This window comes from Pseudomonas sp. Leaf48 (assembly GCF_001421885.1).
In the GTDB taxonomy this organism is placed as follows: Bacteria; Pseudomonadota; Gammaproteobacteria; order Pseudomonadales; family Pseudomonadaceae; genus Aquipseudomonas.
Map to the genome: position 1 here is coordinate 120,301 of NZ_LMLH01000001.1, position 12,099 is coordinate 132,399.

A 12,099-nucleotide genomic window follows, 5' to 3' on the forward strand; every position below is an offset into this window, starting at 1 on the left:
GAGCAAGCCCGCTCCCACAAGGACCGAGTTCTCGCCGCACGATTTTTGACCTTTGAGCAGAATTTGATGACTCCCTTGCCCGCACCTTTGCGCTGGCTGTATTCCCTGGAATGGCGCCGGGGCTTCTTCGACTGGGCACGCAGCGATGGCGTGACCTGGGTCTACATCTTCAAAGTGCTGTTCGCCGCGTTCCTGACCCTGTGGCTGGCCATGCGCCTGGAGTTGCCGCAGCCGCGCACGGCGATGATCACCGTGTTCATCGTCATGCAGCCACAAAGCGGGCAAGTGTTCGCCAAGAGCTTCTATCGTTTTCTCGGCACCCTGGCCGGGTCGGCGGTGATGGTGGCGCTGATTGCCTTGTTCGCGCAGAACACCGAACTGTTTCTTGGCGCGCTGGCGATCTGGGTCGGTATCTGTTCAGCCGGTGCCGCCCGTTGTCGCAACTTTCGCGCCTATGGTTTCGTGCTCGCCGGCTACACCGCGGCGATGGTTGGTTTGCCCGCCCTGGCGCACCCGGATGGCGCATTCATGGCGGCGGTCTGGCGGGTATTGGAGATCTCCCTGGGCATACTTTGCTCGACACTGGTCAGCGCGGCGATCCTGCCGCAGACCGCCAGTGCGGCGATGCGCAACGCCTTGTACCAACGCTTCGGCGTGTTTGCCCAGTTCGTCACCGACGGCTTGCGCGGGCGCAGTCAGCGCGAGGCTTTCGAGGCCGGCAACGTGCGCTTTATCGCGCAAGCGGTGGGGCTGGAAGGGCTGCGCAGTGTCACCGTATTCGAAGACCCGCACATGCGCCGACGTAACGGCCGGCTCAGTCGGTTGAACAGCGAATTCATGGGCATCACCACGCGCTTCAACGCCCTGCACCAGTTGCTCGAACGCCTGCGCAGCAATGACGTCGACCATGTCGTGGCAGCGATCAAACCCGGCCTGCACGAACTTGCCGAGGTGCTCGACGGCTTTAGCGGCCGCTCCCTGACCACGGCCGATGCAGCCCGTCTGGTCACGGCGTTGACGACCTATAAGGAGAGCTTGCCGGCCCAGGTCCGCAGCCTGCGCACGCTCTTTCAGGAGAGCGGGCCGAGTGACGCCGAGTTGCTGGATTTCCACACGGCCTATGAATTGCTCTATCGCTTCGTCGACGACCTGCACAGTTATGCACAGACCCACGCATCGCTGGCCGAGCACAGTCACGAGCGCGAGCATTGGGACGAACCGTTCACCCCGCAAACCAACTGGCTGGCCGCTGCGGCGTCGGGGATTCGCGCCGCGTTCATCCTGTTAGTGCTGGGCAGCTATTGGGTGGCTACCGCCTGGCCAAGCGGGGCCACCATGACCCTGATTGCTGCTGCCACAGTGGGCCTTTCCGCCGCCACGCCGAACCCGAAACGCATGGCATTCCAGATGGCCTGCGGGACGTTTCTGGGAGCGCTGATTGGCTTTTTCCAGATGTTTTTCATCTACCCATGGATCGACGGTTTTCCATTGCTCTGCGTAATGCTCGCACCGGTGATCGTACTCGGCTCGTTCCTCACCTCGCGGCCGCAATATGCCGGCGTCGGCCTTGGGTTGCTGATCTTCTTCAGCACCGGTTCGGTTCCGGACAACCTGACCGTCTACAACCCCTACACCTTCATCAACGACTACATTGCCATGGTCTTGGGCATGCTGGTGTGCGCGGCGGCGGGGGCAATTATTCTGCCGCCCAACAGCCGCTGGTTGTGGCGACGGCTGGAACAGGATCTGCGCGGCCAGGTGGTGTATGCCATCAGCGGCAAACTCAAGGGCCTGGCGTCGAGATTCGAAAGCCGCACCCGCGATCTCCTGCATCAGGCCTACGGCCTCGCGGCGGGGCAGCCGCAAGTCCAGCGCGACTTGTTGCGCTGGATGTTCGTGGTGCTGGAGGTCGGCCACGCGATCATCGAGTTACGCAAAGAGCAGGCGATCCTGCCGGTGCATCCGGCGTATACCGAAACCCAGCCATGGCGCCAGGCGATCCGTGTCATGGGCCGTGCGCTGGTGCGGCTGTTTCTGCAACCCAACAGCAGCAACCTTGAACGCGCACTGGTTGCCGTCGACCACGCAATCAGTTGCGTGCAGGCCACCGATGAACCCTTCGCCCCGCACTTCGATACCTCGGCGTTGCGGCGGGTGAAGAGCTATCTGCACTTCATCCGCACCTCGTTGCTCGACCCGCAATCGCCGCTCGCCGGCTACTCCAACGCCATCGCCACTGCCAAGCCCCAAGGACTTGCACATGCCTCGTGAAATCGCCTTCCACGGCGTGTACATGCCGACCATGACCCTGATGTTCTTCATCGCGGCAGCGCTTGCCTGGGCGCTGGACCGGTTCCTGTCCGGATTCGATCTGTACCGTTTTTTCTGGCACCCGGCGTTGCTGCGCCTGAGCCTGTTCACCTGTCTGTTCGGCGCCATGGCGCTGACTGTCTACCGTTGACTCTCTATCACTGAGAATGCCCCGATGAAAAAGTTTTTCAGCCTGCTCGCGACCCTGCTGGTGCTGGCCCTTGCGCTGTGGATCGGCCGCACCCTGTGGGAGCACTACATGAACACGCCGTGGACCCGCGACGGCCGTGTGCGCGCCGATATCATCAACGTCGCCGCCGACGTCACCGGCGAAGTGGTGGACGTGCCGGTGCGCGACAACCAACTGGTGAAGAAGGGCGATCTGCTGATGCAGATCGACCCCGAGCACTATCGGCTGGCGGTGAAACAGGCCAAGTCGCTGGTTGCCTCACGCAAGGCAACCTGGGAGATGCGCAAGGTCAACGCCCATCGCCGTGCCGATATGGACAACCTGGTAATCTCCCGGGAAAACCGCGACGACGCCGGCAACCTCGCCGACGCGGCCCAGGCCGATTACCAGCAGGCCAAGGCGCAACTGGAAGCCGCCGAACTCAACCTCAAACGCACCGAAGTGCGTGCCGCGGTGGATGGCTACGTGACCAACCTCAACGTGCATCGCGGTGACTACGCGCGCATCGGCGAAGCGAAGATGGCTGTGGTCGACATGAATTCGTTCTGGGTCTATGGCTTCTTCGAAGAAACCAAACTGCCCCATGTGCGTGTGGGTGATAAAGCCGACATGCAACTGATGAGCGGCGAAGTGCTCAAGGGCCATGTGGAAAGCATCTCGCGCGGCATCTATGATCGCGATAACCCGGAAAGTCGCGAGTTGATCGCCGACGTCAACCCGACGTTCAACTGGGTGCGCCTGGCACAGCGGGTGCCGGTGCGGATACACATTGATGAAGTGCCGCAGGGGGTGCTGCTGGCGGCGGGGATTACTTGTACGGTGGTGGTCAAGTCTGCGGCCGGTGACTGACCCCGAAGGCAAATGACACAGTGACCAGGGGGCCTGCCTGTGGCCAAGCGGTTTGCCTGTGGCGAGGGGGCTTGCCACAGAAACCCCGCCAAGCCACAGCGTTTGCGTCAGCCTTGGCAAAACGTCTCGTGCAAGTGCCGCCAGACCACCTTGCCATCCGCCTGTTTCTCGAACACCACGGTCGAGCGGCGATCCGAATGCTGACCGGTCGCGTCGGTTTGCTGCTCGCGATAACTCAGGGTCGCGCCGCCTTCGTGCAAGGCAATACCGCAAAACTCGCTGAGCTCGATGCGAAAGCCCAGCTTCTTTCCGCCAGCCTGGGTGAACAATTCGTTCAGCGCGTCGAAATCCAGCACCCTGCCCAATGGCGATACCATGGAAAATTGTGGTGAGAAGCGTGCCAGCAGTTGTTCGAGTTCCGACGCATCACGCTCCTCGGCCAGCCATTGTTCGATGGCTACGTGAGCCTGGATCACTTCGTCGAAGTATTGGGTGTAGTCGGTCATTTTGTTTCCTGGAATTCTGATGGTGTCTGTTCTGGTGTCATCGCGAGCAGGCTCCCACAGTGATTGATGTTGAACACAAAACTTGTGTACGACATCAATCACTGTGGGAGCGGGCTTGCCCGCGAAGGTGTCGACCCGGTCTCAGAGCTGCCCGCGCAAGCCGAACCGCTTCATCAATCCTGATTCCAGCAAGCCCTTGGGCACCAGCGCGGCCAGTAGCGGCAACGCCCGGCTACCATTGCCCAGGCGCACCAGCCGAGGCGGCTTGCTCTGCTGTACCGCCTTTAACAGGCCAGCCGCAAACTCACTGGCCGGAGTCGGGTTGTCCTGCGAAGCCCGGGCCCGCGCACGAATGCCTTCGCGCAACGGGAACCAGGGCGATTGTTCGCTGATCAGTTGCTCGGCTTCATGTCCGGCATTGCTGGCAAAACTGGAGGCGATGGCACCGGGCTGGACTTCCATCACGCGGATACCGAACGGCGCCAGCTCCATGCGCAAGGCATCGCTCAAGGCATGCACAGCGGCTTTCGACGCGCAGTAGGCACCGGCGAACGGCGTGACCAGAATGCCGGACACACTGCCGATATTCACCACCAGCCCTTTGGCCCGGCGCAGCACCGGGAACAGTGCGCGAGTCACGCCGACGATCGCGAACACATTGGTTTCGAACTGACGCTGCATGGCCTGCACGCCGCCGTCCAGCAATGGGCCCATGGCGCCGTAGCCAGCGTTGTTGATCAGCACATCAAGGCCACCGTGTAGCTGGTTGATTCGTTCTCGCAATGCTTCAAGTGCCGGGCCGTCGTTGACGTCCAGCTGCACTGCGGTAAATCCTGCGCCAGACAGTGTTACAACATCTTCAGTCCTGCGCGCAGTGGCCCAGACCTCATAGCCAGCAGTCTTGAACACATCGGCCAGGGCGCGGCCGATGCCGCTGGAACATCCGGTAATCAACGCAACGGGCATGGCGCGGTCCTTGTGCAGCGAAAAGAAGAGGCGATCAGTCGGAGAAACTACCTTGCAAACGCTCGGCGCGAAACTCCAGGGTTTGCGGACGATAACCGGGCCGCAGTGGCGGCATGGGCAGACAGTCCTCCCAATTACCGCCAGGCAGTAGCTCGCCAGGGCCACGATAGCGTGGCGCGCTGTATTGATTGTCGGCGAGGTTGACCGTGTCGCCCGGCGCATAAGCGGCGACCCGCCAGCGCAATTCGGTCAGCGGTACGTCATTGCCATTATTCATGGTCAATTGCAGCGGGCGGTCAGCGGGACAGAGCTGCGGGGCGTAGCTGATGCGCAATTCCAGCCGTTGCAATTGCTTGAGCTCGCGGTGGTCCAGCCAGATGACCCAGGTGGCGACGATTCCCAGCCCCACGGCGGCAGCCATGGAAACGGGCAGGGCTTTGGCCGGGTAGCGCAGCAACAGAATCAGCCAGGTGATGACCAGCAGGATGCCGATGAACATGGGCGCGCAAACCTCGAGAGTAGAGGAGGTCATCCTACCTAAGGGTGGGTGGGGTTGGCGATGGGGCCGGTCGGAGCATTACAAAAACCTGAAAGAAAAAGCCCCCGCCCAGCCCACTGCGGATAGGGGACGCAGTGGGCTGAACGAGGGCTTCTTGTTTTGCCGGGTGTTACTGCGCGATGGTCTTCACCGAAACCCCACGCTCGATTGGCGTCGAGCGCCCGTAGATATCTTCAAACCGCTCGATATCGTCCTCACCCAGATAGCTGCCCGACTGCACTTCAATGATCTCCAGCGGGATCTTCCCCGGATTGCGCAAACGGTGCACCGAAGCAATCGGGATGTAAGTCGACTGGTTCTCGGTCAGCAGGAACACGTTTTCATCGCAGGTCACTTCAGCCGTGCCGCTGACCACGATCCAGTGCTCGGCGCGATGGTGGTGCATCTGCAGGGACAGGCACGCGCCCGGCTTGACCGAGATGTGCTTGACCTGGAAGCGCCCGCCCATGTCCACCGAGTCATACGAACCCCACGGACGATAGACTTCGCAGTGGTTCTGGGTTTCGCTGCGGCCCCGTTCATTGAGGGTGTTGACCATCTGTTTGACGCCTTGGACCTTGTCCTTGTGGGCGATCATCATGGCGTCCTTGGTTTCGACGACCACGATGTTTTCCAGGCCGATCACCGACACCAGCTTGCCGTTGCCATGGATCATGCAGTTCTTGCTGTCCTGGATCACCACGTCGCCCTTGGTGACGTTGCCGTTGGCGTCTTTGGCATTCACCTCCCACAGCGACGACCAGCAACCGACATCGCTCCAGCCCGCGGTCAGCGGTACGACGCAGGCGCGTTGGGTTTTTTCCATGACCGAGTAGTCGATGGAGTTGTCCGGGCAGCACGCGAAGGTGGCTTCGTCGAGGGTGATGCTGTCGGCGTCCTGCGGGCTGCGTTCCAGGGTCAGCAGGCAGGTGTCGTAGATGTCCGGATCGTGCTTTTTCAGCTCTTCGAGGAAGCGGCTGGCGCGGAACAGGAACATGCCGCTGTTCCAGAAGTAACCGCCGGACTGGACGAACTCGGTAGCGCGTTTCACGTCGGGCTTTTCGACGAAGTGCGAGACGCGGCTGACGCCTTCGGGCAGCAGCGAATCGTTGGTCGACTTGATGTAGCCGTAGCCGGTTTCCGGTTTGGTGGCCGGTACGCCGAACAACACCATCTCACCGTTTTCCGCAGCGACGGTGGCCAGTGCCAGGGCGCGCTGCAGGGCTTTCTGGTCTTCCAGCACGTGGTCGGCTGGCAGCACCAGCATCAACTCGTCACGTCCTTCGCTGACCAGCATCATCGCAGTCAAGGCCACGGCCGGCGCGGTGTTGCGACCGAACGGTTCCATCAGGATGCGCTGGGTTTCCAGTTTGCGCGCGGCCAACTGCTCGCTGACGATGAAACGGTGGTCCTTGTTGCAGACCACGATCGGGGTGTCCATGCCTTCGAACACCAAGCGCTCCAGAGTCTGCTGGAACAGGGTGTGTTCGCCGGTCAGGGCGAGGAACTGTTTAGGGAATTGCTTACGGGAAAGCGGCCAAAGACGTGAGCCACTACCACCTGACAAGATCACCGGAATCATATTGTTTACTCCTTGAAAATCGATTGGTTAGAGCTACGAACGCTGTGTCGTTTCACTCTTGTTCTTGTTTCGTGTCCGGACTGACACCTCGGTCCAGGTGGGAGCGGGCTTGCTCGCGAAAGCGGTGGGTCAGTCAACATCGTCGTTGAATGTGAAACCGTATTCGCGAGCAAGCCCGCTCCCACAAGGGGATCGGGGTCAAGCCGGGAAATTTGTTAGCGCGTCGATACCGGGCGTTTTACCCAGACCGGCGACAGGCTGCTGCCGTTGCCGGTGACGTACAGCACGGCGGCTTCACCACGTTCCAGGGCGACGGGTTTCACGTCGCCGACTTTGGTGGCGCCGTCATAGAGCGCCAGGCTGACTTTCACCGGGTTGATTTCACGTTCGCCGCGCCCCTTGGGCGCAACGTTCGGGACCACGTCGGTCTTGCCATCGGCGGTTTTCAGGGTCAGCGCCTTGTCACTCAGGTTTTGCACGCGTACCAGGGACTTCTGCTTGTTCTTGAACGGCGGCTCTTCGATCAATTGCGGTGCGCCGCTAGCGTTGTTGACCAGGGTGTAATAGTGGTCGCCGGCCAGTTTCACCGGCAGGCTCTGGCTACCGACCTTGGCGCTGTAGTCGCCGCCCGGCATGAAGCTGAAGTCGCTGCTGGACAGTGGCGCGACGTCGCTCAGGTTGGTGCTGCCGACGGTGGCGCTGACTTCGGCGTTGCTGGCGTTGTAGATGCGCACGAAGGTCGAGCCTTTCGGTGCGGTCGGGCCGTACAGCGCCGAGTCACCAGCGGCGAAAGCCTGGACTGACAGCACGCTGAGGCCAGCGACCAGAGCAATGCGTTTTGCGAGACGACGAGGAGTTGTAGTGAAAGTCATGGTGTACCTCTCTTTCAGTTTTGCGCCCGGTCGGGCGTCTCGGATTTAGTGTTGATTGCGACGTTTTGCTGGCGCGCGCCGGCTTGTTTAAGCTCTGCGACCCACTGCGGGTCGGCGTCGCCGATTTCGTTGTTCACAGGCAGATATCGTTCAGGAAACTCCCAGATCAGCACCTGTGGCGGGCTGTTCTTGAAGGCATCGCTTTTCAGGTAGCTGAGCATCGGCAGAATCGGGCCGTGGCCGTCTTCGGCGTAACTGACCACGTCGCTGTGCAGCGCTTGCTTGAGCGCGCCGACGAAGTTCCAGTTCGGGTTGGCGCTGTAGCTGGTACCGATCAGGGCCACCGGCACTTCGGTGTTGGCGAACAGCGCGTCGTCACCGGCAGGCGGGTCGCCGGCGGCGACGGTGTTGCGCTTGCGCAGTGGCTCTTGCGCCGGCATCAGGTTTTCGAACAGCGGGTCCAGCGGCAGGAACAGACGCAGGTCGCCCTTGTGGGTGACTTGCTCGGCCGGCTCGGTGACGAAGTTTTGCGGTTCGCCGCTCAGCGGGTACTGGTCGGCGATGACTCTGGCCAGGCGGTTGGCGGCGACTTCGGCGCCTTCCGGGGTCCAGTGGGTGTCGGTGCGCAGGAACACTTGCTGGCCGTTTTTCTTGGCGGCCTGCAATGGGCCCAGCAGGTCCGGAGCCGGAATCCGCTCGGCCGCCAGGCGCTGATGGAAGTCCTGGTACAGATTGGCGTGGATGCTGGCCGGTTTCACCTCACCGAGGTGTTCCGGGTACAGGCGTACCTTGGCCGGCACCACCGCCATCACCAATTGCACGCCTTTGGCCTTGAGGGTCTGGCGCACGCCTTCGACCAGCGCGTAGTTGCCTTGCAGGTTCAGCTCTTCGTTGACGATCGGGTTGAATTCTTCATCGCTGTACAACCACTGGTCGCGACCGAGCACTACGCCCGGACGACCTTCGTTGAACAGTTTGAAGTCCAGCGCCGCCCAGAGATTGGTGCCCAGGCGCTTGATCGGAAACTCTTCGTCGTAGTGCGTCTCCACGGCCTTGGTCCAGCGACCGTTGAGCACCGTCGCGTCGGCGTTGGTGCTGAAGCCGAAGAAGCTGCGAACCGACCACAGGCCCAGGACCAGCAGGGTCACCAGGAACAGGGCGATGTAGAAGATGCGTAATGAGCGGGTCATGGTCAGATCCCTCAGAACTGGAAGTAGAGGAACGGCGAGAAGCTTTGCGCCGAGAGTTTGAGAATCGAGGCGATGAACAGCAGCAGCACCAGCGCACGCATCACGTAGCGCGACCAGTCGGCGGTCCAGTAGGCTGGTTGCACCTGGGCTTCGACGCCGACGGTGTAGCCAGGCTGGTGGATGCTCGCCGGGTTATCCCCAGGTGCTGCCTTGATCAGGCCAGGTTCGGTGGCGGCCGGGCCGTCGCTGTCGACGTTCACGGCGGTTTTGGTCTTCACCGGTGGCTGGTTGCTGTAGAAGTCGCGCAGACCGAAGAACGCCAGGGTCACGTAGGCCACAACCAATGTTGCGATCTGCAGGCCGGTGAGGCTGGCCTGGTTGAGTTCCGACAGTGACCAGTCACCAAAGCTGAACATTGCGCCGTACATGCGGCCGGCAACGTGCAGGTTTTCCGCGCGGAAGATCACCCAGCCCATCACCACCAGCAGGAAGGTCAGTGCCCAACGGATCGGGTTGATGCTGCGCGGCGAAGTGTTCAGGCCCAGGGCCTTTTCAATCGCCAGCCACATGCCGTGCCATGCACCCCAGACGATGTAGGTGATGTTCGCGCCGTGCCACAGACCACCGAGCAGCATGGTCAGGAACAGGTTGCGATAGGTCATCAGCGTGCCTTTGCGGTTGCCGCCCAACGTGATGTACAGATAGTCACGCAACCAGGTCGACAGGCTGATGTGCCAGCGGCGCCAGAACTCGGTGATCGACTGGCTGATGTACGGCTGCTTGAAGTTTTCCATGAAGCGGAAACCCATCATCAGGCCCAGGCCGATGGCCATGTCGCTGTATCCGGAGAAGTCGAAATACAACTGCGCGGTGTAGGCGAGGGCGCCGAGCCAGGCATCACCCGTGGTCGGGTTTTGCAGGGCGAAGCAGTGGTCGGCCACCACCGCGAGGGTGTCGGCGATGAAGACTTTCTTGATGAAACCCTGCATGAACCGCGTGCAGCCCTCGGAGAATTTGTCCAGGGTGTGGGTGCGGTTGTTGAACTGGTCGGCGAGGTCGCGGAAACGCAGCACGGGACCGGCGATCAGGTGTGGGAAGATCGCCACGAAGGCCGCGAAGTCGATCAGGTTGCGGGTCGCGGGGGTGTCGCCACGGTAGACATCGATGATGTAGCTGATCGACTCGAAGATGTAGAACGAGATACCGATCGGCAACAGCACGTGGGTCAGGATGAAGGGCTCCAGGCCCACCGAGGTCATCATGGCGTTGATGCTGTCGACGCCGAAGTTGGCGTACTTGAAGTAGCCGAGAATGCACAGGTCGACGGCCACGCCGAGCAGCAGCCAGCGCTGCGCCGGTTTGGTCCTGACCCCGGCGGCGCCGACTTTCAGGCCGATCCAGTAGTTCCACAGCGTGACCGCCGCGAACAGTGCGAGGAAGTCTACGCGCCACCAGGCGTAGAACACGTAGCTGGCAATCAGCAGCAGTAAATTGCGATAGCGTTGCCCGCTCAAGTAGTACAAGCCGAGAAAGATCGGCAAGAACAGAAACAGGAACACGTTGGATGAAAATACCATCCCGATCTCTCCATGTTTAACCAACAGTCAAGGGCCAAAGCCCCCCCAACCCCCCCGTGATAGTGGAGGGGTGAAACGGTGTTTCCTTGAAGGTTGTGGGTGGCCTTCAGACCTTACCCTCACCCCCCGCCCTCTCCCGGAGGGAGAGGGAGCCTGATCCCGGTTGCTGCAAAAATTGAGACCGGCTCGGTATTTCGTGTCGCGGTAAATTGCCCCATCGAAAGCGGGTAGCCTCTCCTCAAGTAGGCGTCTGATCCCGGTCGTTTTCAGAACCTGAGATCGCCTCGATCTTTCAGGTCGGCGGAGCTTGCACATCCCCCTCGGTCAGTCCCCTCTCCCTGTGGGCGGTCCGACGTTTCGGGAGGGTTAGGGTGAGGGGCTTTTGCCTTTCGCCTTTCACGAGCCCTTACCCTTTTCATTCGCCGGGTCGTAGACCCTGGTCAGATCCCCGCCGAGGCGGAAGGTCTTGAACGGTTGCATGTCATGCTTCTTCTCCAGCACATCCGGCGCACAGGTGTAGAGGGTGCAGAACGGTTCCAGCCAGGCAAATTTCGAGTCGACCTTAAGGTCAGTCATGTCCTGTTCCTTGCCGTTCTTCTCCTCGAACTCATCCGGGTCTTTCACCCCGGCGAGCACGCGATCACCCAGGCGTTTCAACGCACCGTTGTTTTCCTGACGCAGATCCACACCGTTGACCTGAGCGAAACTGGCGATCATCGCCAGCGGCGGCAGGGCGTAGTTGTGGTAGGCCAGTGCCCGTTGCTGACGCTTGAGTTCGTTCGGCAGGTAGCCGTCGGCGTCGACCTGATTGGCGCCGACCTTGTATTCCTTCACGGCCCAGTCAAACAGGTCGCGGCGGTTGGTGGCGACGGAAGTTGCCATCACCGACCAGGCGGCCCAGTACGAGTGGTTGTTGGTTTTTTCCAGCGGCAGATTGTCCCAGTCGCTGACCACCTGATCGGCCATCTTGCTGAACCACGCTTCGATCAGCTGCGACTCTTGCTGATGGTTGGCCAGCGGATGGGAGTCGGAAAACTTCAGGCGGATGTAGGACGACGCCATGCTGCCCAACGCCCATTTGCGCATCGACTTGCCGGTATGGTTGAAGTCCTTGGACATCAATGCATCCGCCTTGGCCCAAGCGGTCAACCAGGTCAGGGTGCACTCCAGTTGTTCCGGGCGACCGTCACGCATGAACTGCATCACCCGCTTGCTGGTGCCGCGCTCCATTTTGGTGATGTCCGCAGTACTGTCGCGGAAAGCTTTTTCCGACTGCACGTTCAGGGTCGAACGGGCCTTGTCCGAGCCTTCGTACTTGCTGCGAAACTGCAGCGAGCCGGTGTACGGCGTCGGCACTGCATCGCAGCCTTCGCTCTTGTCGCCGGTTTTGACTTTCTCGATCGGCGCAAAATAGCCCTGTGGCGGACGCAGTGGCGCAGCAGCTTGCGTAGCGCCGGCAAACATCGCCAGGCTCAGTAACGTCGGAGCCAACAGATTTGCAAGTTTCGGATTTCGCATG

At 61.1% G+C, this 12,099-nt stretch carries 11 protein-coding genes; 3 read left to right on the forward strand and 8 right to left on the reverse strand.

Annotation, left to right across the window (positions count from 1 at the left end; translation table 11 throughout):
• Positions 1-66: 66 nt before the first annotated feature.
• From ASE98_RS00560 to ASE98_RS00570, 3 genes are read left to right on the forward strand one after another with little or no spacing between them, the layout of a single operon-like run.
• Complete coding sequence (locus ASE98_RS00560; RefSeq protein WP_060539495.1) at positions 67-2,271, forward strand: FUSC family protein; 2,205 nt, start codon at positions 67-69, stop codon at positions 2,269-2,271.
• Positions 2,261-2,461, forward strand: coding sequence for a DUF1656 domain-containing protein (locus tag ASE98_RS00565; protein WP_015096751.1), 201 nt, complete (start codon positions 2,261-2,263; stop codon positions 2,459-2,461). The genes ASE98_RS00560 and ASE98_RS00565 overlap by 11 nt, the downstream gene beginning before the upstream one ends.
• A 24-nt stretch (positions 2,462-2,485) precedes the next feature.
• Positions 2,486-3,349, forward strand: a complete 864-nt coding sequence (locus ASE98_RS00570; RefSeq protein WP_060539496.1) for an efflux RND transporter periplasmic adaptor subunit — start codon at positions 2,486-2,488, stop codon at positions 3,347-3,349.
• Positions 3,350-3,456: 107 nt separating this feature from the next.
• On the opposite strand, the gene ASE98_RS00575 is transcribed toward ASE98_RS00570, so the two are convergent.
• From ASE98_RS00575 to ASE98_RS00610, 8 genes are all read right to left on the reverse strand, one after another.
• Positions 3,457-3,855, reverse strand: a complete 399-nt coding sequence (locus ASE98_RS00575; RefSeq protein WP_060539497.1) for a DUF4440 domain-containing protein — start codon at positions 3,853-3,855, stop codon at positions 3,457-3,459.
• A 141-nt stretch (positions 3,856-3,996) separates the two neighbouring features.
• Complete coding sequence (locus ASE98_RS00580; protein WP_060539498.1) at positions 3,997-4,821, reverse strand: SDR family oxidoreductase; 825 nt, start codon at positions 4,819-4,821, stop codon at positions 3,997-3,999.
• A 34-nt stretch (positions 4,822-4,855) separates the two neighbouring features.
• Positions 4,856-5,320 carry a hypothetical protein gene (locus tag ASE98_RS00585; protein ID WP_060539499.1) on the reverse strand — a complete coding sequence of 155 codons (465 nt, stop codon included), beginning with the start codon at positions 5,318-5,320 and terminating at the stop codon, positions 4,856-4,858.
• Between the two features lie 169 nt (positions 5,321-5,489).
• Positions 5,490-6,941 carry a mannose-1-phosphate guanylyltransferase/mannose-6-phosphate isomerase gene (locus ASE98_RS00590; protein ID WP_060539500.1) on the reverse strand — a complete coding sequence of 484 codons (1,452 nt, stop codon included), beginning with the start codon at positions 6,939-6,941 and terminating at the stop codon, positions 5,490-5,492.
• Positions 6,942-7,156: 215 nt separating this feature from the next.
• The gene (locus ASE98_RS00595; protein WP_060539501.1) at positions 7,157-7,813 is read right to left on the reverse strand and encodes an alginate O-acetyltransferase AlgF; all 657 of its coding nucleotides are present in this window, start codon (positions 7,811-7,813) and stop codon (positions 7,157-7,159) included.
• A 14-nt stretch (positions 7,814-7,827) separates the two neighbouring features.
• On the reverse strand, positions 7,828-9,003 hold the full coding sequence (locus ASE98_RS00600) for an alginate O-acetyltransferase (RefSeq protein ID WP_060539502.1): 1,176 nt from the start codon (positions 9,001-9,003) through the stop codon (positions 7,828-7,830).
• 11 nt (positions 9,004-9,014) lie between these two features.
• Positions 9,015-10,580: an MBOAT family O-acyltransferase gene (locus ASE98_RS00605; RefSeq protein ID WP_060539503.1), complete on the reverse strand. Its 1,566-nt coding sequence runs from the start codon at positions 10,578-10,580 to the stop codon at positions 9,015-9,017.
• A gap of 396 nt (positions 10,581-10,976) precedes the next feature.
• Positions 10,977-12,098 carry a mannuronate-specific alginate lyase gene (locus ASE98_RS00610; protein ID WP_060539504.1) on the reverse strand — a complete coding sequence of 374 codons (1,122 nt, stop codon included), beginning with the start codon at positions 12,096-12,098 and terminating at the stop codon, positions 10,977-10,979.
• Position 12,099: the final 1 nt, after the last annotated feature.

Coding starts and splice junctions, on each gene's coding strand:
- ASE98_RS00560 (WP_060539495.1), top strand. CDS start 67: ATGACTCCCTTGCCCGCACCTTTGCGCTGGCTGTATTCCCTGGAATGG.
- ASE98_RS00565 (WP_015096751.1), top strand. CDS start 2,261: ATGCCTCGTGAAATCGCCTTCCACGGCGTGTACATGCCGACCATGACC.
- ASE98_RS00570 (WP_060539496.1), top strand. CDS start 2,486: ATGAAAAAGTTTTTCAGCCTGCTCGCGACCCTGCTGGTGCTGGCCCTT.
- ASE98_RS00575 (WP_060539497.1), bottom strand. CDS start 3,855: ATGACCGACTACACCCAATACTTCGACGAAGTGATCCAGGCTCACGTA.
- ASE98_RS00580 (WP_060539498.1), bottom strand. CDS start 4,821: ATGCCCGTTGCGTTGATTACCGGATGTTCCAGCGGCATCGGCCGCGCC.
- ASE98_RS00585 (WP_060539499.1), bottom strand. CDS start 5,320: ATGTTCATCGGCATCCTGCTGGTCATCACCTGGCTGATTCTGTTGCTG.
- ASE98_RS00590 (WP_060539500.1), bottom strand. CDS start 6,941: ATGATTCCGGTGATCTTGTCAGGTGGTAGTGGCTCACGTCTTTGGCCG.
- ASE98_RS00595 (WP_060539501.1), bottom strand. CDS start 7,813: ATGACTTTCACTACAACTCCTCGTCGTCTCGCAAAACGCATTGCTCTG.
- ASE98_RS00600 (WP_060539502.1), bottom strand. CDS start 9,003: ATGACCCGCTCATTACGCATCTTCTACATCGCCCTGTTCCTGGTGACC.
- ASE98_RS00605 (WP_060539503.1), bottom strand. CDS start 10,580: ATGGTATTTTCATCCAACGTGTTCCTGTTTCTGTTCTTGCCGATCTTT.
- ASE98_RS00610 (WP_060539504.1), bottom strand. CDS start 12,098: ATGCGAAATCCGAAACTTGCAAATCTGTTGGCTCCGACGTTACTGAGC.